Raw genomic sequence first — 24710 nt, 5'->3', positions numbered from 1 at the left:
TTCAGGCGCTGGCCTGCAAGGGGGCTGGGGTGGTTTGCTGCACCAGCGGCAGCACTTCCTGGCCGATGCGCAGGGCTTCTTCCAGGTGCGGGTTGGCGGCGAGGATGAAGGTGCTGAAACCGGCGTCGCGGTATTCGGCCAGGCGTTCGGCGATGTGCTGGTGGCTGCCCACCAGGCCTACGGTGGGGCCAGGCTTGGCCTTGGCGAAACCGGCCCACAGGTTGCGTGCCAGGACCAGTTCGTCAAAACCCTGCAAACCCTGGTGATAGGCCGCCTGGCGTGCACCGCCGACGGAGTCCGAGCTGGTTATGAAGCCTTTGGCCGAGGCGCTGGCCTTGCCTTCCAGGCGTTCGAACTGTTGGCGCAGCTCACGCCAGGCTTGTTCTTCGGTCTCGCGGGCGAACAGGTCGACCCGCAGGCCGAAACGCACGGTGCGGCCCTGCTTGTCGGCCAGCTCGCGCACGCGTTCGATGTGCGGCCTGAGCTTGTCGATCGGCTCGGCCCAGTTCAGGTACACATCGGCATGGCGCGCCGCCACGTCCAACGCAGCATCGGAAAAGCCGGAGAAGTACACACCCGGTTTGCGTTCGTGTTGCAGGCCCGGCGGCAGGCTGCCGTTTTCCAGGCGATAGATATCGCCTTCGTAGGAGAACGTGTCGTTCTGCCACAGGCCCTGGATCACGTCGAGGAATTCGCCGGTGCGCTTGTAACGCAGGTCGTGTTCAAGGAAGTCGCCATTGGCCCGTTGGCTGGCCGGGTTGCCGCCGGTGATGATGTTCCAGTCCAGCCGGCCACCGCTGAGGTTTTGCAGGATCGCTGCCTGCTGCGCGGCATAGGCGGGTAGCGTCCAGGTGGCCTGGAAGGCGATCAGGAAGCGGATGCGGCGGGTTTCGCGTGCCAGCGCAGCGGCGGCGATCCATGGCTCCGGGCCGGTGGGCAGCAGTGCGCCTTCGAAGCCGGCCAGTTCGGCAGCCTTGGCGACCTGGGCGATGTAGTCGATGTAGGTGAAACCGTCGGCCTGGCCACCCGGCAGCCGGCCGGGGGCTATGTTGCCGAGGCGATGCACGGGGTTGCCGCGGTTGTGGCGGTCGGTGGACAGCTGCGGGCCGTCGGTGCCCAGCGGCAGGCGCCAGAAGAATTCGGTGGTCATGGGGGCTCCTGAAGGGGGAGAGTGTGCGAGTGGGGAGGGTGGTGCAACGGCTGTGCCATGGACGGCTCAGGGCCGGTGGGGTGGGGGTTTGCGGGGTCGGCATGTGATGGGGTGCTGCTGTGGCAGCAATCGGGCAGCAGTGGATGTTGAAGCAGCAGCAGGGTTAGCCTGCACTGGCCCTATCGCCGGCAAGCCAGCTCCCACAGGATCTCCACTGAACCTGAGGCCTGTGGAGTCCTGTGGGAGCTGGCTTGCCGGCGATAGGGCCCTCAGATCATGCCTCGGTCATAGCCTCCCCGGCACTGCGCAGATACGCGTCGTACAGCGCCGCGTAAGCACCACTTTGCCCGATCAACTCGGCATGCGGCCCTTGCTCCACCACCTTCCCGTGCCGTACCACGGCAATCCGGTCCGCATCGCGAATAGTCGCCAACCGGTGCGCAATGATGATCGCCGTGCGCCCCTGGCACAGCCGGCGCAGCGCACGCTGTATGCGCCGTTCGGTGTGCACGTCCACCGCCGAGGTGGCTTCGTCCAGTACCAGCACCGCCGGGTCGGCGAGGTACGCCCGCACCAGGCACACCAGTTGGCGCTGGCCATGGCTCAGGTGCGCGCCCAGCGGGCCGACTTCGGTGTGGTAGCGCTGCGGCAGCCGTTCCAGTACCTCGTCGGCACCCAACTCGCGGGCTGCAGCTACCAACTGCGCATCGTCGGCAGCCGGTGCAGCCAGGCGCAGGTTGTCGAGGATGCTGCCGCTGAACAGCACATTGTCCTGCAGCACCACACCCACGTTGCGCCGCAAGTCGTGCTGGGCCAGCGCACGCAGGTCGATGCCGTCCAGCTTCACGGCGCCCTGCTGCACTTCGTAGAAGCGTGTCAGCAACTGCACCAGGGTGCTCTTGCCATGCCCCGAGGGGCCGACGATGGCCAGCACTTCACCGGCGCGGATATGCAGGTTCAGCCCGTCGATCACTGGCCGGGGACTGTTCGGCACATAGGCAAAACCGACCGCGTCAAAGTCCACCTGGCCACGTGCCCTGGCCAGTGCGTGTGGCGCGGGCGGGTCGAGCACCTGTGGCCGGGTGTCGAGCAGCAGGAAGATGCGCTGGGCGGATGCGCTGCCGGTGGCATAGCGTTCGAACAGGTCCGACAGCTCCTGCAGCGGGCCAAGGAACAGGAACACATAGAACAGGCTCTCACCCACCTGGCCAACCGTAACCTTGCCCTCCGCCAGGCCATGGGCGCCGACCAGCAACAGCACGGCCATTCCGGCGGTGCTCAGCAACGCGGTGAACGGTGCGAACCAGCCCGCGCGCAGGCTGCCGCGTATCAGTGCCTGGTTGAAGTCTTCCAGCAGGCGGCGATAGCGTGCCTGGTTGGTCTGCTCCTGGCCGCATTGCTGAATCAGCCGCACGCCACTGACACTTTCCACCAGGTGCGCGGTGAAGCGGCTACGTTGCTCGGCCACCTTGGCCCAGTTGCGCTGCGACACCCGCTTGAAGCGCCAGGTGGCCACGGCCAGCAGGGGTACCGTGGCCGCCAGGCTGAAGAAGAAGCTGGGTTCGATGCGCCAAAGCATCACCGCCGCCAGGCCGCAGCGCAGCAGGGCGCCCAGCAGCTCGGGCGGGCCTTGCACCAGCAAGGGCTCCAGCGCATCCACGTCACGGTCGGCACGGGCGATAATGCGCCCGGCGCGGGTCTGGTCGAAGTAGCTCACCGACAGCGCTTGCACATGGGCGAACACTTTAACCCGCAGGTTGCTGAGCACGCCGATTGCCGCGCGCCCGGCAATGAACTGCGACACACCCGCCAGCAGAAAACGCCCCAGCCAGCTGGCTGCCAGCCCCAGGCCCAGCCACAGCACCAGGCGCTCGTCGAGCAGCCAGTGGTCGGCGCTGGGTATCAGGCCCCTGTCCAGCAGTTCGCGCACGAACCATGGGCGCAGGAAAACCGTAAACACCAGCAGCAGCTCGATGCCGATCACTGCCACGATTTGCCGGCGAATGGGCCGCAGTAGCGGCAACAGGCGGCGGAACATGCCCCGGTCCAGCGCCTGGCGAGCCAGGCGTTGCTCGATGTCGATATCGCTGGCAGGGGAGTGCTGCACATCAGTCATGGTCGATCCCCAGCAGGTCGCGGTAATGTGCGTTGTGCGCGCTCAGCTCGGCATGGCTGCCGCTGGCGCTGATGCGGCCGTTTTCCAGCATCAGCACGCGGTCGGCCAACAGCAACGTGGAAAGGCGGCTGGTAATCAGCAGCAAGGTCGGGCCTTGGCTGCCTGTACCGTGCAGGCGGCGGATGTTGTGCAGCACCTGGCGTTCGCCCAGGGCATCCAGGGCGCTGGTGGCGTCGTCCAGGCAGAGGATGTCGGGCGCGCCAAGCAGTGCCCGGGCCAGGCAAAGGCGTTGGCGCTGGCCGCCAGACAAGGTCACGCCGCGGTCACCCAGTGGCGTGTCGAGGCCGTGGGGCAGGCGCTCCAGCACGTCCTCGGCGGCGGCCAGGCGCAACGCTTCACGCAACTGGGCGTCGCTGGCCTGCGGCGCGGCCATGCGCAGGTTGGCGGCCAGGCTGTCGGAGAACAGAAAGCTTTCTTGCGGCAGCACCTGCACACGACGGCGCAGATCGGCCAGGTCGAGGTCGCGCACGTCGTGCCAACCGCCGGCATCGCTACCAACCTGCACGTTGCCGCGCTGCACATCGGTCAGTCGCGGCAGCAGGCTGGCCAGCAGGCTCTTGCCGGTGCCAGTGGCGCCTACCAGCGCCACCACTTCACCGGGCCTAAGGGTGAGTGAGCAGCCTTGCAGGACAGGCCGGCCAGCTTCAACGGCACCCACCTGCACCTGGTTCAGCTTCAGCCCCAGTGGCCCGGCAGGCAGGGTGGCGTTGCCGCCAACAATGGCCGGGCGTTCGTCCAGCAGTTGCCAGATGCGTTCGGCACTGGCCCGGGCATCGGCGAAGGTCTGCATCACCCGGCCAATGCCTTCGATGCGAAACACCAGCGTGGTCGCCACCAGCAGCGAGGTGACCAGCTCGCCGATGCCCAGTGCGCCGGCCGCCACGCGATGGGCGCCGTACACCAGGATCCACACATGCCCCAGCGCCACTACGGCCTGTGGCAGCGGAATACGTGAACTGGCGTAGGCGAGGGCGGCGCGGGCGTGGCCGCTAAATATGTCGACCTGGCTGGTGAAGCGGGCGATGCGTTGTTGTTCCAGGCCAAATGCCTTGATCACCCGCACCCCGCCGATGCCTTCGGCCAGGTCCTGGCTGACCTGGTCGTAGGCGGCGGCCACGGCGCGGTCCAGCGTGACCAGGCGATCGGTCTGTATCACGAACAGCCACAGCCCGGCGCCGGTCAGCAGCAGGGGTATCAGGCCCAGCAACGGGTCATACCAGCTCAACAGGCCAACGGCAGCGACCACCACCAGCGGCGTTTCGATGATCTGCCGCCAGAAGGTGATCAGCGCGTCGCGCACCTTGTCGGCATCGCGGGTGGTGCGGGTAACCAGTTCGCCCATGCCGTGTTGCCAGTGATACCCCAGGTGCAGGCGCTGCACCTGGTAGAGGATGCGTTCACGCAGGCGCGTGAGCAGGGCCTGGCTGAGTACCAGTGACAGCACGGCGGCAGCATATTGCAGCAGGCCACGGCCCAGGGCGATGGCCAGCAGCAACCATAGCCAGTGCCAGCCCACGCTGGCGTCCAGACTACCGTCGGCCAGGCGCTGCACGGCGCGGCCGGTGCTGACATCATCGACCGCATGGCCGATCAGCCACTGCTGCCAGGCCAGGCCGAGGTTGCCGGCGATATAAAGGGCGGTGACCAAGGCGAAGCGCCAAGGCATTTCGCGGTAGATGGCCAATGCCCGAAGGAGCGGGTGGTTCATGTAGATCACTCAAAGGGGGCTGCTTCGCAGCCCATCGCAGGCAAGCCAGCTCCCACAGTGATAGCAGTGCCCTTGAGCCTGGTGCCGTCCTGAGAGCATTTCCTTAGGTACAGCGCTGGCCTTGGGCCTGATGTGGTCCTGTGGGAGCTGGCTTGCCGGCGATTGGGCCGCATGGGGTTTTAACGGCGAGTAGCGCCCAGGGTTTCCTTGGCATTGAGCACTGCCGTGTACTCACCTGGGTCGGCCCCGTTCAGGTAATAGTTGCCCACGTTGTGCAGCCGCCAGCGGATCGGGTCGTGGGTGGTGTGTACCCGGGCATTGCGCCAGAAGCGGTCGAGGTTCCACTTGCTCAGCGAAGCGCTGGCCCCCAGCAGCGAAAACAGATCACTGGAAATTTTCAGCGATGCGGCATCGGAATGTGCCCGGGCCGTTGCTACCGACAAGATCAGCTCATCCTGCAGCGCCTTGTTCTCCGGGTCGCGCTCGTGGTCGTCGAACACCCGCGCGGCCTCGCGCAACACCGACTCGGCGCCGCGTAGCGCCACGGCATACTCGCCAATCTGGCGAATCACATGCGGCTCGTCACTGGCGCGTTCGACGCCGCTCTCCACCCAGGCCCGGGCATGCTCGCGCAGGTACTCGACAGCCGCCTGCAAGGCGCCCGCAGCGATGCCGGTGTCGATGGCGGCGTGGAGGATTTGCGGGAAGGTCAGGCCGGTGCGTTTCATCGGCCCGCTGCGGCGGGTGAGGTAGCGCTCGTCGAGCACGATGTCGTCGAAGTTCACTGTGCCGCTCACCGAGTTCTGCTGGCCGAAGGCCTGCCAGTCATCGACCAGGGTCAGCCCTGGGGTATCGCGGTGCAACAGCACGCCCACACCACCGTCTTCGCTGGCGGCGGTCAGCGAGATCCATTCGGCCAGGTAAGAACCGGTGGAGTAGAACTTGCTGCCGTTGAGCACCCACTGGCCATCGGCGCGGCGCTCGACGCGGGTTTTGAGCGCGAACTTGTTCTTGCCACCGACTTCGGCCAAGGCGTTGCCGAAGCGCTTGCCGGCCAGCACGTCGGCAATCAGCCGGTCGCGCACGTCATCCGGGTAGCCGGTAAAGATACCGCGCAGCATTACGTTGTGAATCTGCAGCAGCTGGCCGACGCCGCCGTCGGCAGTGGAGACCAGGCGTACGGTTTCGACCACAGTCTGCACCGAGGCACCCAGGCCGCCGAACTGGGCGGGTACGGCGATCGCGGTCAGGCCGCTGCTGGACAACAGCTCGGCCTGGCGACGGGGGAGTTGGCCGTTGTTGCTTGGGTCGGCGGCCAGTTCGGCGATTTGCGCGGCGACCTGGCGGGCTACTTCGATGGCCTCGGCTTCGCTGGTCAGGCGGCGGGCGGGGGAGGGTTCTATGGCGCTCATTGAGGGGTCTCGGTTTGTCTGATGGGGCCAGTGCGCCTGCTTCGCGGGCTTGCCCGCTCCCACAGGACCTGCACTGCCCTTGAGGGTTGTGCTGGCCCTTGTGGGAGCGGGCATGCCCGCGAATGGCTACACCGCGGTCCCAACCCCTTGAGCAATATCTTTGCCACCCCTCTGTAGGCCCCGTCCTGCGTGGCTTCCACTACTTTTTGCTGCCCCGGCAACACACGCCCTGCTGATCTGGCAGCACCCCGCCCGCAATCCTGCTCCCAGCCCAGCAAACAGCGCCCGCAACCAAAGGCAAACCCCGCGTAAATCAAGGCCTCCAGCGGTTGGCACGCACACTGCAATGCTGCCTCCACGACGCCCAAGGAGCCCCCTCATGACCCTCGCAACCCCCATCGCAAAACGCCTGGCAGACGACCCGTCCGCCCTGGCGCGTATCTGGTTCACCCGCTGCCCCGTGCCCACTGCCTCAGGCATCGCTTACAAGCTCGGCTGGCTGGAGCAGGAGTTCGCTGCCGACGGCCTGCCAGTCTCGACCCTGCAGGAGGCCCGCCAGCTTGGCCATCACCATTACGATCATCAGCTGCCCGGGCTGTTTCGAGAAGGCGGCAACGTGCCGGCGCTGGCCGCCCGTGCGGCCGGCTCGCCCAGCCGGTTGATCGGCCTGACCTGGATCGAGGAATGGCAGACCATTCTGGTCCGCCCGGATTCCGGCATTCGCAGCCCCGCCGACCTGCGTGGCAAGCGCCTGGCGCTGCCGGCCTGGGGCGATACCCGGCCTGGCAGCATTGCCCGGGCCATGAGCCTGCACGGCTACAAAGGCGCCCTGGCTTCGGCAGGCTTGCACCTGGATGACGTGCAACTGGTAGAGGTAGCGCTGCTCGACCAGGCCGGTGCTGCCACCCCGCAACTGGGCCTGCAACGGCTGTGGTCGGGGCTTGAATACCTGGCACGCGGTGAAGTCGATGCGGTGTACGTGAAGGGCGCGGCCGCTGCCGATGCCGCGCGCCGGCTGGGGCTGGTGGTCGGCGTCGACCTCGACCTGCTGGCCGACCCGCGCCACCGCATCAACAATGGCACGCCGCGGCCAATCACCGTGCACCAGCGCCTGCTCGACAACCATTTCGACCTGGTGGTGCGTTTCCTTGCACAAACGCTGCGTGCCGCCGAGTGGGCAGCCTGCAACCGCGCCGCGCTCAACAGCATCCTCGAAGAAGAAACCCGCGCCGGCAGCCAGGGCGTAGCCGAGGCCTATCGCGGCGACTTCCACACCACCCTGGCCCCGGACCTGTCCGCGCAACGCCTGGCCTTCCTCGGCACGCAAAAGGATTTTCTGTACCTGCACGGCTTCCTCGAAGCCGATTTCGACATCGCCGACTGGGTCGACCCGCGGCCTCTGCAAGCTGCCCATGAACTGCTGGCCCAGCGCCGCGCCTGACCTGACTGGAGATTGAACATGACCGTACTGATCAACGAACGCCCCGTCACTGCCGAACTGCAAGCCTTCATCGACCAAGTGGTGGCCGAAGCCGAAGCGGCCTTCAGCGTATTCCGCGAAACCAACACCATCACCGCCAATGGCACCGTCGGCTTCATCGAGCGCGTGCCCGGTGAAGAGCTGCTGGTATCGGTGAACTACGGCGGGCCATGGAACCACCGCAAGCCCTTGCAGGCGACCGTCACTGATTTTTCCGGCAACGTCATCGTCGGCAAGGGCAAAGGTGGCCTGGGCCGTTACACCAAGCTGTTCCAGACCCATGCCGATGTCACCACCGTGTCACACGTGCACAGCCCGTACCTGGGTGCCTGGGCGCAAACCCATCGCACCTTGCCGTTCCACTACGTGCCGGTGCAGCGCTACCAGCTGGCCCGCGAGCTGCCGGTGTACATCGACCGGCGTCAGGCCGAGGTGGATTTCATCCTCGACAAAATTGCCGAGAACCCGTTCAACCTGGCGATCCTGGAAGCCAACGGCGGCTCCACGGTGTGGGGCAAGCAGGGGCTGCGGGCCACGGCGGAGTTCATCCTGTTGCTGGAGGAGGGGGCGCAGATTCAGCTGTTGGCGGATGCGCTGGGTGGATCGCGGCCTTACGGGCCGGGGGTGCTGACCCAGCAGTGGAAGATGAGCGGGTTGTACGACCGTGCCACCGAATTGGGCCTGGTGCCTGGCATCGATCGGCGTAACTGATCAGATCGCTGGGGGCGCTGTGCGCCCCTTTCGCGACACAAGGCCGCTCCCACAAACGTCCTGCGTACGTCGATCAATGTGGGAGCGGCCTTGTGTCGGGAAAGGGCTGCGCAGCAGCCCCAAGGGTCGGTAGGCAAACATCTCATCTGATACAAGGAACACTTACATGGCAGTAAAAATCCTCTGGTACCTCACCACCCCCGACGGCCCCTATCCCTGGGAGCCCGAAGGCCGCTGGCACACCGATTTCGAGCACCTCAAGCAACTGGCCATCGCCGCCGACCGCCTGGGCTTCTACGGCTCGCTGCTCGGCTCCAGCCCTAACGAAAGCCTGGCCGTGTCGGCAGCGCTGATCGACGCCACCAAGCGCCTGCGCTTCCTGGTCGCCCAGCACCCCGGCGAGCTGTCGCCAGCAGTGCTGGCCAAGTGGGCGCTCACCTTCGACCAGTTCTCCAACGGCCGCCTGCTGTTCAATGTGGTCAACGGCAACGACGCAGGGTTAGCCACCCTGGGCGTGCATTACCCGCACGATGAACGCTACGACTTCAGCCTGGAATATTGGCGCGCTTTCCAAAGCTTTTACGCAGGCGAAACTGCCGGCTACGACGGCCGCTACGTCAAGCTTTCACCCCGTTCGCCAGCGGCTGCCCATCACCCGCTGGGCGGTTGGCACCCACCGAAGCAAAAGCCCGGCGTACCGTTGTGGGGCGCAGGCACCTCGGCACCGGGCGTAGCCCATTCGGTGCAATTGCTGGATGTGTACCTGAGCTTCGCCGACACCCCGCAAAAGCTGGGCGACAAGTTCCGCCGGGTAGGCGCCGAGGCGGCGAAGATCGGCCGCGAGCTGACCTACGGCACCCGCCTGCAGGTGATCGTGCGCGAGACCGAGGAAGAAGCCTGGGCCCACGCCGAGCGCCTGTTGCAACGCACTTCGCTGGCCACCGCGCGCGCGGCCATCGAACGCCAGTTGCCTCCCGGCCAGACCTTCGACAGCTATGTCAGCGACGACCCGCGCATTCAGCGCAACCTCGACAGCATCCGCGCCGGGCGCCTGCCCACGGCCCGCGAGCTGGAGATCTACCCCAACGTCTGGCTGGGCCCCAGCCTGTTCGGCTTCAACATTCTCGGCCCGGCTGCCGGCACTTACCTGGTCGGCAGCGCCGCGCAGGTCGCCGAGCGCATCCGCGAGTACGAAGCCCAGGGCACGTCGGCGTTCATCCTGTCGGGCTTCCCGCTGATCGACGAGGCGCACCGGGTGGCCGACCTGCTGTTCCCGTTGCTGGACCTGGACCACGGCTTCGACGTACCGCGCCTGGGCGCGGCGAGCAAGCCGGTCGTGGCGCAACCGGCCTAAGGAGAGGGTGATGAGCGAGCTGTTTTCGCGCCGGGTGTTTCTCGGCAACAGCCTGGCCGTCGGTGGCGGCCTGCTGCTCGGCGGCGGGCTGCTCAGCGGCTGCGACAGTGGCGTGCCGGCAGCCACCAGTGCGGCGTTGCCGGGCACGCCGGTGCGCGGTGGGCGCTTGCGCGTGGGTATTATCGACGGCGACCAGGCCGGCAACCTCGATGCGCACAAGCCGGTGGGCGGTGGCATCATTCGAGGTTGGGCGCTGTACGCCAAGTTCTGGGAGTGGAATGCCGATGTCAGCACGCGCCTGGCACTGGCCGAGTTCGCAGAGCCGAATGCCGATGCCAGCGCCTGGACCATCCGCCTCAAGCCGGGGCTGGAGTTCCATCACGGCAAAAACATCACCGCCGACGACATGCTGTTCTCGATCCTGCGGCTGACCGACCCGCAACTGGCATCGCCATTCGCCGGGCTGGTCGGCGCCATTGATCGCCAGGCGCTGCGCAAGCTGGATGAGCGCACCGTGGAGATCCGCTTCAAGCAGGGCCAAAGCTTTTACCCGCTCGATGAAACGCTGATCAGCTTCGGCGGCATCGTGCCCACCGACTACCACCCGGTCACCAACCCGGTGGGCGCGGGGCCGTACCGGCTGAAAAGTTTCATCCCCGGCCAGCGCTCGCTCTACACCCGTTTTGAGAACTACTACAAGCCCAACCGCCCCTATGCGGACGAGCTGGAAATCATCGAATTCAAAGACCAGGTATCGCGGGCCGCCGCCCTGCGCGCCGGGCAGATCGACGTGGCCAGTGGCGTGCAGGCCGAGCACAGTGCGTTGCTCAAGGCCGACCCACGGCTGCGCCTGTATGCCTCGCCAACCACCTCGTTTACCGGCTTCAACCTGAACCTGGCCAAGGCACCGTTCCAGGATGTGCGTGTGCGCCAGGCGTTCCGCCTGCTGGCCGACCGCCAGGAACTGGTGGCGCGGGGGCTCAATGGCTTTGGCCGGGTGGCCAACGACCTGTATTCGCCCCACGACCCCACCTACAACCACGGTATTGCCCAGCGCCCGTACGACCTCGACCAGGCCCGTTCCCTGCTGCGCCAGGCCGGGCAGCAGGACTTGCGCGTCGAACTGACCACCACGCCAGGCCCCGGCGTCAATGCCGCGCTGGTGTTTGCCCAGCAGGCGCTGAAGGCCGGGGTGCAGGTGAAGGTCAATCAGGTGGACGGGTCCGTCTTCAACGGCCCGCAACGTGAGCAATGGCAACTGTCGCCAGGCTCGACCCCGGCGCGCGGCTTTCTTGCCTCGGCGCTGCACAACGATGCGCCGCAGGCCATCTACAACCGCAGCAACTTCCACGATCCGCGCTTTACCGAGCTGTACCAACAGGCCCTGGCCCAGCCCGACCTGGCGCAGCGCAAGGCCTTGGTGCATGAAGCCCAGGCCATCCAGCACGAACGTGGCGGGCTGCTGATCTGGGGCTTTTCCGACGTGCTCGATGCCGCGTCGGCCAAGGTGGGTGGCCTCACCCCGGAACAGACCACTTTTGCCTCCTGGCGCTTCGACGAACTCTGGTTGAACCCCAATGCCTGATACTCGACACACGCCCCGCACACCGGCCTGGCTGGCCTGGTTCATCGGTCGCCTCGGTTACGGGCTGCTGACGGCCTGGGTGATCAGCCTGGTGGTGTTCATTGCCACCCAGGCCCTGCCTTCGGACCCGGCGCGGGTGATCCTTGGCCCGGATGCGCCGCTGGAAAGCATCCTCACCCTGCAGCGCCAGCTGGGCCTCGACCAGCCGATTCTGGTGCAGTACCTGCGCTGGTTGGGCGCTGCGCTACGCGGGGACCTGGGGGTATCGCTGGATTCCCAGGTCCCGGTGGCGCAGCTGTTGTTCGGCCGCTTGGGCCACACCCTGGCCTTATTGGCCGGGGTGCTGGCGCTGGTGGTGCCGGTGGCCCTGTTGCTGGGCGTGAGCCTGGCCCTGCGCCGCGACAGCCGGCTGGACCGCTGGAGCCTGTCGGCGTTGATCCTGCTCAAGGCCACACCGGGCTTTCTGTTGGCCATCGGCCTGGTGCTGCTGTTCTCCATGCCCGGCATGGGCTGGTTGCCGGCGGTATCGATCCTCGACCCGCAGCTGCCGTTGTGGCGGCAGTGGCCGTCGCTGGTGCTGCCGGTGCTGGCCCTGAGCCTGACGGCACTGCCGTACCTCACACGCATGGTGCGCGCCTCGATGATCGAAGCGCTGGAGTCCGAGTATGTGATTGCCGCGCGCCTGCGCGGTATCCCCGAGCGGCGCATTGTCTGGCGGCATACGTTACCCAATGCCCTGACCCCGGCCATTCAAGGCGTGGCGCTGACCCTGCGCACGCTGGTCGGTGGTGCGCTGCTGGCCGAGGTCATTTTCAGTTTCCCGGGCATTGGCACCGCGCTGAACGCGGCGATCCAGATGCGCGACCTGCCGATGATCCAGGGCGTGGTGCTGGTCATCACCCTGGCGGTGGTGCTGATCAACCTGCTGGCCGACCTGCTGACGGTATTGCTCACCCCCAAACTGCGCACAGCACGCCGGGTGCGGATGATCCGCCGTGTCCGGCGTGGTATCCGCCCGTGGTGGCGCCGCGCACGCAGCACCCCGGCCCAGGAGGCGACCCATGATTGAATCGCGTTGGCTGGCCGACCCGCAAGTGCGGCGCGGCGCAGTGATCACGTTGCTGGTAGCACTGCTGGCAGCACTCGGCCCTTGGCTGGCGCCGCATGCGCCCACGGCAATGGTTGGGCCGGTGTATGGCCCGCCAGCTGCCGGGGCGCCGCTGGGGCATGATTTTCTGGGCCATGACCTGTTGTCGCGGTTGCTCAGTGGCGGCCTGTCGGTGTTGTGGATGTCGGTGGCGGCGGCCACCCTCGCGTTACTGGTCGGCGGTAGCCTGGGCCTGTTGGCCGGGTTCTCGCGCAGGCGCCTGGACCAGGCCATCAGCTGGGCGGCCGACGTGTCGCTGGCGTTCCCGGACCTGATCCTGGTGCTGCTGATCGTGTCCATGCTCGGCCGGGCGCCGTGGCTGATCGTGCTGACCGTGGCCATCGCCTTCACCCCCGGCGTCATCCGCCTTGCCCGTGGCAGCGCGGTGGCGGTGGCGGGGCAGGAGTTTGTCGAGGCGGCGCAGATGATGGGTTATCCGCGTTGGCGCATCCTCTTTCAGGAAATCCTGCCGAACATCCTCACGCCGCTGTTGGTGCACTTCGGCAACATGCTCACCTGGGCGGTGGGCATGCTGTCGGGCCTGAGTTTCCTGGGCTACGGGGTGGCGCCGCCTGCTGCGGACTGGGGCCTGATGATCAACGAAAACCAGGCAGGCCTGCTGGTACAGCCCTGGGCCGTACTGGCACCTGCCTTGCTCATCGGGGTGTTTGCCTATGGCACCAACATCCTGGCCGAAGGCATTGGCCGGGCCAGTGCACGGATCGGGGAGAAGCAGCCATGAACGCGCCGTTGAATGTTGCGAGTGAAGTGTTGCGGGTCAGTGACCTGCGGGTAGAACTGGCCGGGCAGGTCGATGTGCTGGCCGAAGTTTCTTTCAGCCTGGCGGCTGGGGAAATCGTTGGCCTGGTGGGCGAGTCCGGCTCGGGCAAGACCACGTTGGCCACCGCCTTGTTGCGCCATGCCCGGCAGGGTGCGCGCATTGTGGGTGGGCAAGTAGTGGTGGCCGGGCAATCGCTGCTCGAACTGGAAGGCGAGGCGTTGCGCCTGGCCCGTGGCGGGTTGGTCGGTTACGTGGCCCAGGACCCGGCCACGGCGCTTAACTCCGCGCTGCGCATCGGTGCCTTGCTGGGTGAAACCCTGCTGGCGCATCAGCCTGCACTGTCGCGTGATGCCGTGCGCTTGCGTGTCGGCGAAACGTTGCGGGATGTGGGCTTGCCCGATGAGGACGCCTTCCTGCGGCGTTTCCCGCATCAACTGTCTGGCGGGCAGCAACAGCGGGTCATGCTGGCCCTTGCGTTCGTCTTGAAACCGAAGCTGATCGTGCTTGATGAGCCCACCACCGCGCTGGACGTGACCACCCAGGCCCATGTGCTGCAAACCCTCAAGCGTCTGTGCCGTGGCCAGGGCGTGGCGGCACTGTACGTGACCCATGACCTGGCAGTGGTGCGTGACCTGGTCGACCGGGTGATGGTGATGTACGCCGGGCGGCTGGTGGAAGTGGCCGGGCGCGAGGTGCTGTTCCGCACGGCAGCGCACCCCTACACTCGCGCCTTGCTCGCCGCCATTCCCGACATAGCCCGGCGCCAGCCGTTGCAGGCGATTGCCGGGCATGCGCCGGCACCCGGGCAGCGCCCGGATGGCTGTGCATTTGCGCCGCGCTGCGGCCGGCGCCGTGCCGAGTGTTCAGTGATCACGCCGTCGCTACTGGCGCATGCAGACAGCCATCAGGTGGCGTGCCTGGTGCCAGCGCACGCACATGCGGCCGTGGGTGAGGTGCAGGTCGAAGCGCTGGCCGCCCCCGGCGACGTGCTGCTGGAGGTGCAGGGCCTGGATGTCGCCTATGACCGCCAGGTGCTGTTCGATGTGTCGCTGCAGGTGCGCCAGGGTGAATGCCTGGCATTGGTCGGTGAGTCCGGCTCGGGCAAGACCAGCCTGGCCCGGGCCATTGCCGGGCTGGGCGAGAACGTGCAGGGGCAAATGCACTATGCCGGGCAACCCTTGGCTTTTGCTGCCCGGCAGCGTGATGCACGGTTGCGGCACCAGGTTCAGTATGTGTTCCAGAACCCCTATCGGGCATTGAATCCGCGCCAGACAGTTGGGCAAACCTTGAGTGCGCCCCTGGCGCACTTTTTTGGCGTGCGGGGTGCCGAGGCTCGGCAGCGGGTCGAGGCCGTGTTGTCGCGGGTGTCATTGCCGGCGCGCGTGGCGGACCTTTACCCGCAGGGGCTTTCCGGCGGCGAGCGTCAGCGCGTGGCGATTGCCCGGGCGTTGATCTGCGAGCCGAAGTTGCTGGTGTGTGACGAGATCACCTCGGCGCTGGATGTGTCGGTGCAGGCCTCGATCCTGGCCTTGCTGCGGCGCTTGCAGGGCGAGGGGCTGACGTTGCTGTTCGTGACCCATGACCTGGGCGTGGTGCGGGCGATAGCCGACCGCGTGCTGGTGTTGCGCCAGGGGCGGGTGGTGGAGCAGGGCAGTGCCGGGCAGGTGCTGGAGCGGCCGGCGGACGCCTATACCCGCAACCTGGTGGCTCACTCGCCGAGCCTTGCCCGGTTTTGATGTTGGTTTGTCTGAAGAAGTTTGGCGCCTGTGAGATCGAGCGCCGCCCGCGCGGCGCTCGATCTCCCAGACAACAAACCTCTAAAACTGATAATCCACCTGCGCCAACAAGGTCCGCCCCGGCATCGGCTGCAGGAAGGTGTTGGTCGACCCGGCCAGGCCGCTGACGAAATTCAGCTCGTCGGTGACGTTGAGCATGCGCACGGTTACGCCCCATTGCGGCTGGCGGTAGTAAACGGCGAGGTCAAGGTTGTATTCGTCCGGCACTTTCACCGTCTTGCTCAGGTTCAGGTACCAGCTGCTGGTCCACCACCCCGACAGCTCCACGCCAAACCCTGAATCGAAGCGGTAGTCGACATAGCCGCCTGCGTTGTATTCGGGGATCTGCACCGCATCGAACTTGCCGGATGGCCGCTGGTTGAGGCTGTTGTTGTCGCCGAATACCGTGCCGTTGTCGGGGACGAACCCGGCCGAGGCGAACCCGGCCTGGCTGGTGAACTCGTTGTAGGCGCTGATGCGGCTGAGGTTAAGGCCACTGCGCAGGTTCTGGTCCTGGTAGCGCAGCGTTGCCTCCCAGCCTTTGACGATCAACCGGGCGATGTTGTTGTTGCTGTCTGGCGACTGGTCGCGGGCCTGCTTGTAGGCAGCGAGGGTGAGGAACAGCTGGTCGGGCACGGCCTCCACTTTCAAACCCACCTCATGCAACACGCTCAGGCTCTCGAAGGCCAGCGGGTTGAGCTGGTTGGCCACCGTGCCGCTGCCCCAGCCCAGGCCGTTGGTGAAGAAGCCGGTGTTCACCGCCAGCGAGCGATCGAAGGTGTAGTACAGCGTGCTGTTTTCTGTGGGTTTGACATAGGGGCTGACCTGCACCGAGAACAGCCGGTAGTTGTCCGAGTCCTTGCGTGGGTTGCCGCCGGGCAGCACAAAGGGGTTTTCGATACGGGCATCGATCCAGCTGCGGCTGGCGCCCACGTTCAGGCCCACACGCTCGCCCAGGCGCAGGTTGTGCTGGCTGAACAGGGTCTTGGTGGTCCAGGTGCTGTCGGCGGTGTACGGCGCCACCGATTCGGCATACAGGCCATGCCCGGCCGGGTACATGGCCGGCAGGTTGAGCCAGCCGTAGTAGCTGGAGAACTGCGGCACGCCGGGTTGGCCGATCCACGCAGCGTTGCCGCCTGCGGGGTTGCGGCCGGTGAGCCCGAGCAGGTCACCGGGGTTTTTAAAGGTGGGGTCGAGGGTCAGGTCATAGGCGTTGATGGTGCTGCCGAAGCTGTTGTTGGCGGCGATCGACTCGTTGCGCTCGCGGCGATAGATCAGCCCGCTGTTGCTGTCATCGACCAGTGTCAGGTCGCCCAGCTGCCACTGGCCACGGGCGCGGAACTCGAAGCGGTTGTCGAAGATATCGTCCTTGCCTTGCACCTGAAACGCACCCACGGCGTCGGTTGTGTCGGTGGAGTGCTGGTAAAAGGTGCTGTTGGCCAGGGTGATCGACGGGGTCAGCTCACCTTCGACGCGCAGTTGCGTGGTAAAGCGCCGTGAGCGGTTTTCATCCTGTGCACGCTGGCCGGTTTGTGACGACAACGAGGTCAGGCCATTGCCTGCCAACGATGGGTCGTAGACCCAACCGCGCAGGCTGCCGGGGTTGGCCTGGGTATTGGGCGAGGCGCCCTGAAAGCTGCCGTCCACCACTGCGTACTGGCCCTGGGCATTGCGCTGGCGTTGCACCCAGCCGAGCACCTGGGCGTCGGCAGCGCCCGAGGACAGCACCGGCGACCACAGGGTGTTGCCGTTCTGGATGATCGGCGTGGCACGGCCGGCGTAGTACTTGCCGTGGTCGACCAGGTCCTGGGTGGCGCGGTTCCAGCCGTGGGTGATGTTGTAGTCGTAGTAGTCGTCGTAGGCGGCATTCCAGTCCACCCGCACGTTGTCGTTGCGCCAGGCCAACGCGCCGTAGAAGGCGTCGAAGTTGTTCTCGACGTTGTCGTAGAAGTCTTCCTGGCGCTGGCGGGTGATGCTGACTCGGTAGGCCAGGTTGTCCGTGAGCGGGCCGGTGTTGTCGATGCTGAACTTGGTGGCATCGCGTGATTCGCCATCGGGGATCCAGCTGCCGATCTCGCCGCTGAGCTTGGTGCGGAATCGGTTGAAGTCGGGTTTCTTGCTGAGGTAGTTGACGTAGCCGCCACTGCCGCTGACCGATCCATAGGTCACCGACGACGGCCCGGCGACGATATCGGCGCCTTCGTAGGCGTTGAAGTTGGCGGGGTGGCGAACCCCGTAGGCGCGCTGGCCGTCCTGGAACACCTCGGTGTTCTGCCCGCGCATTTGCGGGGCGATCCCGGCGTTCTGGCCACCGCCTCGGGTGATGCCGGGGGCGTATTTGACCAGGTCGTCGGAACTGCGGATGGGGTCGTTGGCCAGCTGTTCGGCGTTGATCTGGGTGACCGAGCGCGGGGTGTCGAGCACCTTGGCTTCCAGGCCGCCATAGATCGAGGCGGGCGGGCGAGTGGGCAGGGCGTCGTCGTCGGTCTGCTCGGCCTGCACGGTGACGGTTTGCAGCTGGGTATCTTCGGCGTGGGCCAATGACGTACTGGTGGCCAGGATGGCCAGCGCCAGGGCGCTGGGCTGGAATTTTGGGTGCAGCAAGGTAACGCGGGGCATTGGCTGGGCCTCGTTCGACAGTAGGAATAGGGGAAAAACGAGGGCGCAGCCGCGCCTGCGGTTATAGGTTGATGCGGGGCGCTGACGCGGTTCCTGTGGGAGCGGGCATGCCCGCGAAGAATCCACCGCGGTGCATGGCCAGGGCTTTGCCCTGGTTCGCGGGCGCGCCCGCTCCCACAGAGAACGATGCCGGCCCAGAGATCAGGTTTTGAGCCACAAACTCTCGAACCGCCAGGTACTGAACAGCGACTGCTCTGCCTGCGCGCCACCCACGCGGGTGCTGACGCTGTCGAGCAGGTCGGCAAAGCCCCAGATCAGCATGCCGCCACGCTCGTACTGGATGCGTTGCGCCCGGTGCACCAGCGCCTTGCGCTTTTCCAGGTCCGGTTGGGCCATGGCGGCGAGAAAAGCCTGGCTGAATTCGGGGTCGTTGAAGTGGGTCTTGTTGGCTACGGCAAACGGCGCGTCGGTATGAATCGCGCTGGCCAGGAACGGGGCGCCGATGCTGCCACCGGTGCTCAGGGTCCAGTCATCCCGCTGCGGGCCCTGGAAGGTAGCCAGGTCAACCTGGCGCACGTTGATCGCCACGCCGATGCGCCGGGCCTGCTCGGCCAGCACCAGTGCCGAAGCCAGCCCCGGCCCGGCCGTGGTCACCAGCTCCACCTGCAACTGCTCGTGGCCGGCTTCATGCAGCAACTGCGCTGCGCGCTGCGGATCATAGGGGCGTGGGCCAATGCTGTGGTCGAAGGTGGGGTCGAACGGTGCATACAGGTCATTGGCCACCCGGCCCTGGCCATTCAGCGCACGGCGCACCAGCTCGTCACGGTCGGCCAGCAGGCGGAACGCCTCGCGCACACGCGGGTCATCGAACGGGGCCTTGGCGGTGTTCATGTCGAACGACAGCCAGTTGCCGCTCACCGACTTCAGCAGGCGCAACCGTGGGTCGGCCTGCAGCACCTGCAGGTGCTCGGTGGACATCACGTTGGCCATGTCGATCTGCCCGGCGCGCAGTGCCGCCAGGCGGCCGGTCTGGTCCTTGAAGTCGATGATCTCCAGTTCATCGGCGTAGGGCTTGCCGGGTTTGTAGTAGTTGTCGAAGCGGGTGAACAGCGAGCGCTGGCCCGGGGTGAAGCTTTTCAGTTTGTAAGGCCCGGCGCCGACCGGGTTGGTGACCGGGTGGTAGTCCACCGGCACGATGCCGCCGAAGTTGACCCAGGTCTCCGGCAGCGGCAGGTAGCTGCGGCCCTCGCGAAAGCTCAGGCGTACGGTGCGCTCGTCAAGCTTGACCAGGTTGTCGCGGTCCACCCAGTGCAGCAGCGCCGCGTAGGGCGAGGCCAGCTGCGGGTCGGTGAGGCGGCGGATGGAGAAGATCAGGTCATCGGCGTCGATGGTCTTGCCATGGTGGAACTCCAGCCCGGGTTTGAGGCGCAGGGTCCAGCTGCTGGCATCAGCGTTGGGTTCGGCGAACTCGGCCAGGGCCAGGCGCGGCTGCATCTGCTCGTCCCATTCCCACAGCTTGCTGTACAGCGCAAAGCCACGCACGATGCCGCTGCCGATGGGCTTGTGGGCGTCGAGGTTGCCGCTCTGGTTGCCGTCGATGATGCCTAAACGCAGCCGCCCGCCATGGCGCGGCTGGTCGGCCACGGCATGGCTCGGGCTGTCGGCGGGGCCGCAGCCGGCCAGCAAACCGCCGGCCAGCACGCCGGCGTGGCCAAGGAAGCTGCGCCGGCTCAGTGGGTAACCGTCCCTGGCCATGGCGTCAGGCTCCGTTGCTGGCGTGCAGTTGCACGGGTTCGGTTGCCGGGCGGGCAAGGGCTGCGCGCTGCGCACGGAAGTGCGGCAGGATGTGCTCGCCGATGCGGTAGGCCTCTTCCAGGTGCGGGTAGCCGGCCAGGAAGAACAGGTCGATGCCGATGCCGTGGTACTCGTGGATGCGCGCTACCACGTTGGCGTAGCTGCCTACCAGCGCGCAGCCCGGCGGGATACCGATGTAGCCGAAGCCGGTCCACACATTGGGGTGGATGAAGAAGTCGTCGAAGGCCTGTTGCTCGTCCTTGTCGTTGTAGCCATGTTCGTAGCTCAGCTTGCGTGCCGTGCGCAGGCCAGCGTGAGCCGCGCGGGCCTTGACCGTGCCTTTGGCCACGCCTTCGTCGAAGAAGCGTTTGGCCTCGGCCAGCGCTGCCGCTTCAGTGTCGCGGGTGATCACGTCGATGGACAGGCCAAAACGGATATCGGTGCGCCCCCACTTCAACGCGCGGGCGCGAATGTCGGCGATCAGCGCAGCGATCTCGTCCGGGTGTTCGGCGCGCATCAGGTAGAAGTCGGCGTGCTTGGCAGCAAATTCCCGCGCAGCCACCGACGAGCCGGCCGTGCAGATCAGCGGCAGTTCGGCCTTTTTCAGTGGGCCGCGAAGGCCGCCGCCTTCGGCACGGTAATAGGTGCCTTCGTAGTGGAACTGCTCGTTGTGCCAATAGCCGCGCACCACGTCCATGAATTCGGTGGCGCGAGCGTAGCGTTCGTCATGGCCCTCGAAGTCGCCGACCTGACGCTGGATGGCATCCGAGCCGCCGTTGATGATGTTCCACACCAGGCGGTTGCCGGTGGCGCGCTGGTAGGTCGCGGCCTGCTGCACGGCCACCCACGGGGTGTAATGGTAGGGCTGGAACGCGGTGACGAACTTCAGCGTGCGGGTTTCCCGGGCCAGTAGCGAGCACACCGTCCACGGTTCTTCGCCGGTCGGCGCGTTGACCATCAGCGCACCGCCGAAGCCGTTGATTTCCGCCGCGCGGGCGATCTGGCCGAGGTAGTCGATATAGGTGAAGTGATCACCTACGGCAAAACCCGACACCGCCCCGGTGCTAGCCCCGCCCGCATGCCAGTCGCCACGGTTGCGCGGGTCGCCGGGCAGGAACTGGGTTTCGCCGTGCAACGGCAGGCGGGTGAAGAATTCGATGCTCATGGGGTGGCCTCCTTACTGGACGCTTGGGCTGCAAATGGGGGTGACCGGCTGGCCGCTGATGACCTGGCGGGCGAAGGGGATCGAGTCCTTCAGCGAGGCATTCACCGTCTCGCTGTGGCCCAGGCCCTTGTACAAGTGGCCCTGCACCACGGAGCCGGCCTTGCAGGCGTCCTGCATCAGCGCCACCTGGGTGGCGGCGGCGGGGGTCTTGTCTTCGGCGCCGGTGCCGATGAAGATTGGCTGGGCCAGCTTCAGGGTCGGGTACGACACCTGCGCCAGCCATGGTTTGAGCTTGTCGCCCTTGTAGTCTTTCTTGGCATTGGCCGGGGTCAGGCCGGTGCCGACCACGTCGCTGACCAGCGATGACAGGCAGCTGGTACGTGCCTGTTCGAACAACGGCAGGGCTTTGTCGGTGTAGAAGTCGCGTGGGTCGATGCTCGGGTCGTATTGCTGAGCCGCGAGCAGGGTGTAGAAACCATAGGCCAAGGCCGGGTCGACTTTGTCCTGGTCTTGCTCACCGACATTTTTCGCGCCGATGGTATAAATCACGCCAGTGCCGATGCTGCCCTTGACCCCCAGTTTGGGCGCATAGGTGGCCGCGTAAGCGCCAGCGGCAAACGCCCCGGCACCGCCCTGGGACTGGCCGATGATCAGCACCTTGTCGGCCAGCCCCGGTACGCCGGCCACCACGGCCTTGGCTGCATCGAGAATGCCGTAGGCGGCCATGCGGTTGTTCAGCAGCGGGTGGCCACCGGGTACGCCCAGGCCTTGGTAGTCGGTGGCCACGATGGCGTAGCCTTCTTCGAGCCAGCGGTTGAGGTATTGCACGTCGCGGTAGCTGCGCCCGGCCCAGGACGGCGCGCAGATATCGGCCACGCCGACGGTGCCATGGCCCCAGCTGGCGACCGGCCAGCCACCTGCTGGCGCCTTGCCTTTGGGGATGAACAGCGCGCCGGACACCACCACCGGCGTTTTGCCGTCGATGCCGTCCAGCGAGGTGTAGAGGATGCGTTGTGCGCTGGCCGCGCTGGGCAGGCTCAAGGCCTGTTCCAGCGGTTCGCTGCGCAACAGTTTGCCGGGCGTGGCGGGGATGGCCTTGGTCCAGGTGTAGAAGGCTGACACGCGGCCATCGCCCTGTTGCGGGTCCGGCTTGGGTGCGTAGGTTTCGGCAGCCATGGCGCCGATGGACAAGGCCAGGGCGCTGAGGCCGAAGATGAGGGATGCAGGCAGTTTCATGAGTCAGGGTCTCAAGGTTGTTGGCTAAGTTGAGCGTCTGATGACGGCCAGTAGTGGGTCAGTTGCAGGTCGATCAGGGCCTGGCGGGTGAAACCCGTGGCCAGGTCGTGGGTGATATCGTAGGGCGCGCGGATCAGGCGGTTGGCCAGGGCGTACTGGCCCAGCGCGTCGTAGTGGGCCTTGAGCTGGGCGTCGCTTTTCGGTGCCCAGCGCGCTTTCCACGCCACCGGGTCGTCCTGGTCGTCACGGCGCAATACGCTTTCGCTGACGCCCGCACGCGATGACAGCGCGTAGTACGCGTCGCGGTTCTGCTCCTGGGAAATCCACCAGGCCGCCCGCACCCAGGCGGTGGCCACCAGCTGCGTCAGGTCGGCGTGCTCTTGAACGAAGCGGTCGGTGCCCCACAGGTCCGACACCAGCCGCCAGTCGTTGGCGCCTTGCTTGGTCGACCAGAGGATGCGTGCCACGCCTTTGTCTTCCAGGGCATAGGCTTCGTTGAGCAGCACGGCGGCGTCCACTTTGCCGGCGGACACCGCAGCGGCACCGACCTGCGGGTTGAGGTTGGCGATCTTGAAGTCGCTCAGTTGCAGGCCTTGGCTTTGCAGGAAGTTGCTGAAGGCGAACTCCCAAGGCCGGCCACGGTGCAGGGCCAGGCGTTTGCCCTTGAGGTCCTGGATGCTGCGGACCGTGGAAGTGCTTGGCACCACCAGGTAGATGTTGTTGCCGCTGCCGCCGGGCACTACCAGTTTGCCCGGCACCTGACCGGCACCGGCGATCACCGAGGGCAGGTCGCCGCGCACGGCGAAGTCCAGGCTGTCGTTGCTGAAGCCTTCGTTGATCTGCGGCCCGGCGCCGGCATGGGGCAGGGCGGTCCATTGCAGTTTCACGCCGCGAGCGGCCAGTTGCTGTTCCAGCCAGCCTTCCTCGATCACCCGACCGGGGATACCGCCGAACACCGGCGCACCGCCTTGAGTGAAGGCGACAATGGCAATGCGCACTGCCGCCGGTGGTTCCGCTGCCAGGGCAGCCAGGCTGATGAACAGGCCAAGCAGCAGGGTAAGGGCATGACGCCAGGGGTTGTTCATGTGCGGCTCCAGGCAAGGGTTTGACAGGCCTGGAGCGAAATGCATGCCAGCCATTTGAAAATGGCCTGCAGGCCACGGTTGACGGGGCTTTGGGTCAAGTGATGCTGAAACGGGCAGGGGTTGGCTTGCTGAACGGCGTGCAGGGGAGTGCTGGCGGGTTGCTGCTGTAGCAGCAGTTGACTGTTGAAATATTGAATATTCCCAATTCGAATATCTAAATATTAATTAATAATTTTTTGATCTAATTTGTTTCATGCACTATTGGCTGGCGCGTCAACTGCCAGGAATGCCCCCATGTCGCTGATCACCCACCCCAATGCCCGCGAGCTGACCAAGTCGGTACGTGCCACCGTGCTTGTGTTCAAGGACCCGCGCTCCCAGGAACTGCTCAGCCGTATCGAGCGCCTGGCGCCCAGCGAGGCCAATACCCTGATCATCGGCGAAACCGGCACCGGCAAGGAGCTGGTCGCCCGCCACATCCATCACCTCAGCCGCCGTGGGCGTGAGCCCTTCGTGGCGGTGAACTGCGGTGCTTTTGCCGAAACCCTGGTGGAGAGCGAGCTGTTCGGCCACGAGAAAGGCGCGTTTACCGGTGCCACCAGCAACAAGGCCGGCTGGTTCGAGGCGGCCAATGGCGGCACGCTGTTTCTCGACGAAATCGGTGACCTGCCGCTGAACATGCAGGTGAAGTTGCTGCGGGTGCTGCAGGAGCGTGAAGTGGTGCGCCTGGGCTCACGCACGCCGATCCCGATCAACGTGCGGCTGGTGGCGGCAACCAACGTCAACCTGGCCGATGCGGTGGTGGCGGGGCATTTCCGCGAGGACCTGTTCTACCGCCTGCACGTCGCAACCATCCGGCTGCCGCCGCTGCGCGAGCGGCCGGGGGACATCCTGCCGTTGGCGGAGTTTTTCATCGAAGAGCATTGCCGGCGCTTGGGTTACGAGCGCGCCTCGCTCAGCCCGGATGCCGAACGCAAACTGCTGGCGCATAGCTGGCCGGGCAACATTCGCGAGCTGGAGAACGCCATTCACCATGCGTTGCTGGTGTGCCGGTATCAGGTGGTGGCGCCAGCAGACTTGCACCTGGTCGATATGCGGCCACAGGTAGCGGCGCCTGCGCCACAGGCCTACTTGCCGGCAGCGAGTGCGGCCCCGCCCGACCTGGAAAGCGCGTTGCTGGCGCTGTTCGAGCAGAATGTGCCAAACCTGTATGAGCATATCGAGGAGACAGTGTTCAGGGCGGCGTACCGCTATTGCCACGGTAACCAGTTGCAGACGGGGCGGTTGCTGAACATCAGCCGCAATATCGTGCGGGCGCGGCTGGAGAAGATAGGCGAATTGTCGAAGGCGTGAGTTGCCTGTATTGGGGCTGCTCTGCAGCCCATCGCCGGCAAGCCAGGCTCCCACAGGTACTGCACAGGCCTTGAGGCTCATGCGGTCGGTGTGGGAGCTGGCTTGCCGGCGATGGGCCGCACAGCGGCCCCCAAGTGGGCCCGGTTACTTGATAAACCGCACCTGGCTGTTGATCTTCT

At 66.0% G+C, this 24710-nt stretch carries 17 protein-coding genes; 8 read left to right on the top strand and 9 right to left on the bottom strand.

Going from position 1 to position 24710, the window contains the following annotated elements; genetic code table 11:
- Position 1 precedes the first annotated feature (1 nt).
- The 4 genes from N436_RS15315 to N436_RS15300 form a co-directional block, all read right to left on the bottom strand.
- A complete protein-coding gene (locus N436_RS15315) occupies positions 2 to 1150 on the bottom strand; it encodes an LLM class flavin-dependent oxidoreductase (protein ID WP_110741465.1) in 1149 nt (382 codons plus the stop codon).
- A 274-nt stretch (positions 1151 to 1424) separates the two neighbouring features.
- Positions 1425 to 3266, bottom strand: coding sequence for an ABC transporter ATP-binding protein (locus N436_RS15310; protein WP_110741464.1), 1842 nt, complete (start codon positions 3264 to 3266; stop codon positions 1425 to 1427).
- The gene (locus tag N436_RS15305) at positions 3259 to 5034 is read right to left on the bottom strand and encodes an ABC transporter ATP-binding protein (protein WP_256589973.1); all 1776 of its coding nucleotides are present in this window, start codon (positions 5032 to 5034) and stop codon (positions 3259 to 3261) included. The genes N436_RS15310 and N436_RS15305 overlap by 8 nt, the downstream gene beginning before the upstream one ends.
- Positions 5035 to 5213: 179 nt before the next feature.
- Positions 5214 to 6446 (bottom strand): acyl-CoA dehydrogenase family protein, encoded by a 1233-nt coding sequence (locus tag N436_RS15300; protein ID WP_110741463.1) that lies wholly within the window; start codon positions 6444 to 6446, stop codon positions 5214 to 5216.
- 379 nt (positions 6447 to 6825) lie between these two features.
- Between N436_RS15300 and N436_RS15295 the strand changes: the two genes are divergently transcribed.
- The 7 genes from N436_RS15295 to N436_RS15265 all read left to right on the top strand — a co-directional run bounded on the left by N436_RS15295 (position 6826) and on the right by N436_RS15265 (position 15240).
- A complete protein-coding gene (locus N436_RS15295) occupies positions 6826 to 7887 on the top strand; it encodes an ABC transporter substrate-binding protein (RefSeq protein WP_110741462.1) in 1062 nt (353 codons plus the stop codon).
- Positions 7888 to 7905: 18 nt separating this feature from the next.
- The gene (locus tag N436_RS15290; RefSeq protein ID WP_105948015.1) at positions 7906 to 8637 is read left to right on the top strand and encodes a class II aldolase/adducin family protein; all 732 of its coding nucleotides are present in this window, start codon (positions 7906 to 7908) and stop codon (positions 8635 to 8637) included.
- 166 nt (positions 8638 to 8803) lie between these two features.
- Complete coding sequence (locus tag N436_RS15285; protein WP_110741461.1) at positions 8804 to 9991, top strand: LLM class flavin-dependent oxidoreductase; 1188 nt, start codon at positions 8804 to 8806, stop codon at positions 9989 to 9991.
- Positions 9992 to 10001: 10 nt separating this feature from the next.
- Positions 10002 to 11576: an ABC transporter substrate-binding protein gene (locus N436_RS15280; protein ID WP_110741460.1), complete on the top strand. Its 1575-nt coding sequence runs from the start codon at positions 10002 to 10004 to the stop codon at positions 11574 to 11576.
- On the top strand, positions 11569 to 12645 hold the full coding sequence (locus N436_RS15275; protein WP_105948018.1) for an ABC transporter permease: 1077 nt from the start codon (positions 11569 to 11571) through the stop codon (positions 12643 to 12645). Before N436_RS15280 ends, N436_RS15275 begins: the two co-directional genes overlap by 8 nt.
- The gene (locus tag N436_RS15270; RefSeq protein ID WP_110741459.1) at positions 12638 to 13465 is read left to right on the top strand and encodes an ABC transporter permease; all 828 of its coding nucleotides are present in this window, start codon (positions 12638 to 12640) and stop codon (positions 13463 to 13465) included. Before N436_RS15275 ends, N436_RS15270 begins: the two co-directional genes overlap by 8 nt.
- Positions 13462 to 15240 carry an ABC transporter ATP-binding protein gene (locus N436_RS15265; protein WP_110741458.1) on the top strand — a complete coding sequence of 593 codons (1779 nt, stop codon included), beginning with the start codon at positions 13462 to 13464 and terminating at the stop codon, positions 15238 to 15240. Before N436_RS15270 ends, N436_RS15265 begins: the two co-directional genes overlap by 4 nt.
- An 81-nt stretch (positions 15241 to 15321) precedes the next feature.
- Here N436_RS15265 and N436_RS15260 read toward each other — a convergent pair whose 3' ends face one another.
- From N436_RS15260 to N436_RS15235, 5 genes are all read right to left on the bottom strand, one after another.
- Complete coding sequence (locus N436_RS15260) at positions 15322 to 17898, bottom strand: TonB-dependent receptor plug domain-containing protein (RefSeq protein ID WP_110741457.1); 2577 nt, start codon at positions 17896 to 17898, stop codon at positions 15322 to 15324.
- A gap of 201 nt (positions 17899 to 18099) precedes the next feature.
- Positions 18100 to 19653, bottom strand: a complete 1554-nt coding sequence (locus tag N436_RS15250; RefSeq protein WP_110741456.1) for an ABC transporter substrate-binding protein — start codon at positions 19651 to 19653, stop codon at positions 18100 to 18102.
- Between the two features lie 4 nt (positions 19654 to 19657).
- Complete coding sequence (locus N436_RS15245) at positions 19658 to 20857, bottom strand: LLM class flavin-dependent oxidoreductase (RefSeq protein WP_110741455.1); 1200 nt, start codon at positions 20855 to 20857, stop codon at positions 19658 to 19660.
- 12 nt (positions 20858 to 20869) lie between these two features.
- Positions 20870 to 22093: a lipase family protein gene (locus N436_RS15240; protein WP_110741454.1), complete on the bottom strand. Its 1224-nt coding sequence runs from the start codon at positions 22091 to 22093 to the stop codon at positions 20870 to 20872.
- An 11-nt stretch (positions 22094 to 22104) separates the two neighbouring features.
- Positions 22105 to 23178, bottom strand: a complete 1074-nt coding sequence (locus N436_RS15235; RefSeq protein ID WP_110741453.1) for an ABC transporter substrate-binding protein — start codon at positions 23176 to 23178, stop codon at positions 22105 to 22107.
- Positions 23179 to 23472: 294 nt separating this feature from the next.
- Between N436_RS15235 and N436_RS15230 the strand changes: the two genes are divergently transcribed.
- Positions 23473 to 24531 carry a sigma-54-dependent Fis family transcriptional regulator gene (locus N436_RS15230; protein ID WP_110741452.1) on the top strand — a complete coding sequence of 353 codons (1059 nt, stop codon included), beginning with the start codon at positions 23473 to 23475 and terminating at the stop codon, positions 24529 to 24531.
- Positions 24532 to 24710 lie beyond the last annotated feature (179 nt).

Origin of the sequence: Pseudomonas sp. RV120224-01b (assembly GCF_003208145.1) — a bacterium.
GTDB classification, from domain to species: Bacteria; Pseudomonadota; Gammaproteobacteria; order Pseudomonadales; family Pseudomonadaceae; genus Aquipseudomonas; species Aquipseudomonas monteilii.
The sequence above is the reverse complement of the archived record's forward strand: the minus strand, read 5'-3'. Positions and strand labels throughout refer to the sequence as shown.

Bases quoted from the DNA above. Each gene is read 5' to 3' on its own strand.
- N436_RS15315 (WP_110741465.1), bottom strand. From the start codon at position 1,150: ATGACCACCGAATTCTTCTGGCGCCTGCCGCTGGGCACCGACGGCCCG.
- N436_RS15310 (WP_110741464.1), bottom strand. From the start codon at position 3,266: ATGACTGATGTGCAGCACTCCCCTGCCAGCGATATCGACATCGAGCAA.
- N436_RS15305 (WP_256589973.1), bottom strand. From the start codon at position 5,034: ATGAACCACCCGCTCCTTCGGGCATTGGCCATCTACCGCGAAATGCCT.
- N436_RS15300 (WP_110741463.1), bottom strand. From the start codon at position 6,446: ATGAGCGCCATAGAACCCTCCCCCGCCCGCCGCCTGACCAGCGAAGCC.
- N436_RS15295 (WP_110741462.1), top strand. From the start codon at position 6,826: ATGACCCTCGCAACCCCCATCGCAAAACGCCTGGCAGACGACCCGTCC.
- N436_RS15290 (WP_105948015.1), top strand. From the start codon at position 7,906: ATGACCGTACTGATCAACGAACGCCCCGTCACTGCCGAACTGCAAGCC.
- N436_RS15285 (WP_110741461.1), top strand. From the start codon at position 8,804: ATGGCAGTAAAAATCCTCTGGTACCTCACCACCCCCGACGGCCCCTAT.
- N436_RS15280 (WP_110741460.1), top strand. From the start codon at position 10,002: ATGAGCGAGCTGTTTTCGCGCCGGGTGTTTCTCGGCAACAGCCTGGCC.
- N436_RS15275 (WP_105948018.1), top strand. From the start codon at position 11,569: ATGCCTGATACTCGACACACGCCCCGCACACCGGCCTGGCTGGCCTGG.
- N436_RS15270 (WP_110741459.1), top strand. From the start codon at position 12,638: ATGATTGAATCGCGTTGGCTGGCCGACCCGCAAGTGCGGCGCGGCGCA.
- N436_RS15265 (WP_110741458.1), top strand. From the start codon at position 13,462: ATGAACGCGCCGTTGAATGTTGCGAGTGAAGTGTTGCGGGTCAGTGAC.
- N436_RS15260 (WP_110741457.1), bottom strand. From the start codon at position 17,898: ATGCCCCGCGTTACCTTGCTGCACCCAAAATTCCAGCCCAGCGCCCTG.
- N436_RS15250 (WP_110741456.1), bottom strand. From the start codon at position 19,653: ATGGCCAGGGACGGTTACCCACTGAGCCGGCGCAGCTTCCTTGGCCAC.
- N436_RS15245 (WP_110741455.1), bottom strand. From the start codon at position 20,857: ATGAGCATCGAATTCTTCACCCGCCTGCCGTTGCACGGCGAAACCCAG.
- N436_RS15240 (WP_110741454.1), bottom strand. From the start codon at position 22,093: ATGAAACTGCCTGCATCCCTCATCTTCGGCCTCAGCGCCCTGGCCTTG.
- N436_RS15235 (WP_110741453.1), bottom strand. From the start codon at position 23,178: ATGAACAACCCCTGGCGTCATGCCCTTACCCTGCTGCTTGGCCTGTTC.
- N436_RS15230 (WP_110741452.1), top strand. From the start codon at position 23,473: ATGTCGCTGATCACCCACCCCAATGCCCGCGAGCTGACCAAGTCGGTA.